This window comes from Shewanella sp. SG41-4 (genome assembly GCF_014164505.1).
Lineage (GTDB): Bacteria > Pseudomonadota > Gammaproteobacteria > Enterobacterales > Shewanellaceae > Shewanella.
In genome coordinates this window covers 1-2094 of record NZ_JACJFI010000470.1, presented here as the reverse complement: position 1 = coordinate 2094, position 2094 = coordinate 1, and the positions used below count along the sequence as shown (strand labels likewise).

General features: G+C 41.8%; 3 protein-coding genes. 2 read left to right on the top strand and 1 reads right to left on the bottom strand.

The genetic code is table 11. The features are described from left to right. Positions 1-30: 30 nt before the first annotated feature. Positions 31-942 carry a LysR substrate-binding domain-containing protein gene (locus H5202_RS21215; protein WP_182773803.1) on the bottom strand — a complete coding sequence of 304 codons (912 nt, stop codon included), beginning with the start codon at positions 940-942 and terminating at the stop codon, positions 31-33. A gap of 106 nt (positions 943-1048) precedes the next feature. Here H5202_RS21215 and H5202_RS21210 point away from each other — a divergent pair, with 106 nt between their 5' ends. Further along, positions 1049-1486 carry a CidA/LrgA family protein gene (locus H5202_RS21210; protein WP_102036317.1) on the top strand — a complete coding sequence of 146 codons (438 nt, stop codon included), beginning with the start codon at positions 1049-1051 and terminating at the stop codon, positions 1484-1486. 35 nt (positions 1487-1521) lie between these two features. Further along, positions 1522-2094, top strand: a 573-nt coding sequence (locus H5202_RS21205) for an LrgB family protein (RefSeq protein WP_182773802.1), incomplete at its 3' end; no start/stop codon positions are given.

The window sequence follows — 2094 nt, the reverse complement described above, 5'->3', positions numbered from 1 at the left end:
GGCTAATGTAACTTAAACCGTAATATTGGTTTATTCGTTTCGAGGTTGATTTTCTTGCTGACTTAAATGCTGCTTAATAAGCTTTATCATTGCTTGAGCAGCAAATGATAGATGTTTCTGTTTACGCCAAAACAATGATAACTCCCAGCGTAAATCTTCACTGGCTAAGGGAATATTAACAACCGCTTCGACCCGGTACCGTTCAGCAATAATTTTGGGCAGTATCATCACTCCAGAGCCTGCCGCTACCAGTGCAATACCAAAGTCAGCATGACTGACTCGAGTGATATTTTTAGGTTTAAATCCCGCTTTTGCACAAGCTTCAAGCACTAGCTCGTACAAGGCATATTCTGGTTCAAACATCACTTGCGCCAATTGATCAAGTTCACTTAACTGTAACGTTTTTTTACTCGCAAGTTTATGCCATGCGGGCAATACAAGCACCATTGACTCATTGCGAATGCGAATGCCACAAAACTCATCATCGAAATCAATAATTCCAGTCGCAAGTTCTATTTCGTCTTTGTGCAAGGCTGCCGTTTGTTCTATACCGCCGCGTACCAATAGTTGCAGCTCAATGCTAGGATATTGCTGCCTGAATTGAGCTATCACAGGGGCAAATAACTCAGCACTGCCTAAAGGGGCTAACCCCAATTTTAGTGAACCACCACTTAAATTACGTAAGCTGTCCAGCTCGGCCATCATGAGTTGGCGGCCTTCCATTAACTTTGATGCATGGTGATAAACCACTTTGCCAGCTTCAGTTAGCCTGATTTTCGAGCCACGCTTCCCGCGCTCTAGCAATATCATATCAAGCTCTTCTTCCAGCAAGCGTATCGCTTTTGAGAGCGCTGGTTGAGTCACAAATGCCGAATGACAAGCTTTGGCGAAGCCGCCAGCATTAACAACCTCAGTGAAATAGTGCAGTGCTTTAAGATTCAATGTCATAACCAAAGGTGATGTAATCAATCATTAATATTCATTTTTTTTATCAATTAAGCAAGGGTAAACTCCGTATATCAACTAAATAACCATTGTGTGAAACTAAATGTTATCCCTATTCACTGGTCATAGTGCCTTTTTAAAGTGCAAAACAACCTTAATCATCCAAGTCAGCGGCTTATGTTTCTTTGCTTGGTTGTGTCAGTGGGTTGCTTATTCTGTTCATTCGATTATTCCAGGAAGCGTGATTGGCCTCGGCGTATTGTTGATATTATTGTCTTGCCGATGGATCCCTGAGAAAGTCGTCAAACAAGGTTCGAGCTGGTTAATTGGCGATTTACTGTTATTTTTTATTCCTCCCGTTGTTGCCATTACCAAATATGAGTCATTGCTAGAAAGTTATGGTGCAGAGCTGATTGTGTGCATGTTATTGGCCAGTGCCAGCGTGTTAGTTGGTACTGCTTTTATTGTTGACAAGTTATTTAAGTTTGAACGTAAACAACGCCTAAACAGCATTTCGTTGCAGCGTTCACTGCTTAAATAAAAACGCCTTAACATTGGATAAAATGGATACCCCAAATGAATGGTTCACTATTAGGCATTTTCTGTTTATTACTTACCTTGGCAGGATATTACATCAGCAAGCGGCTTTATTTACGCCAACAACGTGTTTGGTTTGCCCCTATTATCTTGGCGCCAACTATCATTTTGTCGACTGTGGTTATATTTCAAATTCCATTAGTCGACTACTTTCAATTTACTCATTGGCTACCTGCTTTGCTGGCCCCTGCCACTATTGCATTTGCGGTACCCATTTATCGAGAACGGGCACTCATTAAACGTTATCCGTTAACCATAAGTGTTGGCGTAGTATCTGGATTATGTTTGGGTGTTGGATCTTCATGGTTGATTATCCATTTCACCAATATGCCGTCAGAGCTGTCTCACAGTTTAATTGTTAGATCGGTATCAACCCCGTTTGCTATTGAAGCAACAGGTGCATTTGGCGGCATACCTGAATTAACCGCAATGTTGGTATTGGTAACAGGTATTATGGGAATGTTGATTTGTGAGCCCCTTTTTAAAGCCGCCAACATAAAAAGCAGTTTAGCGAGGGGGATTTCTCTCGGTGCGTCTGCACACGGTGCTGGA

Coding starts and splice junctions, on each gene's coding strand:
- H5202_RS21210 (WP_102036317.1), top strand. CDS start 1,049: ATGTTATCCCTATTCACTGGTCATAGTGCCTTTTTAAAGTGCAAAACA.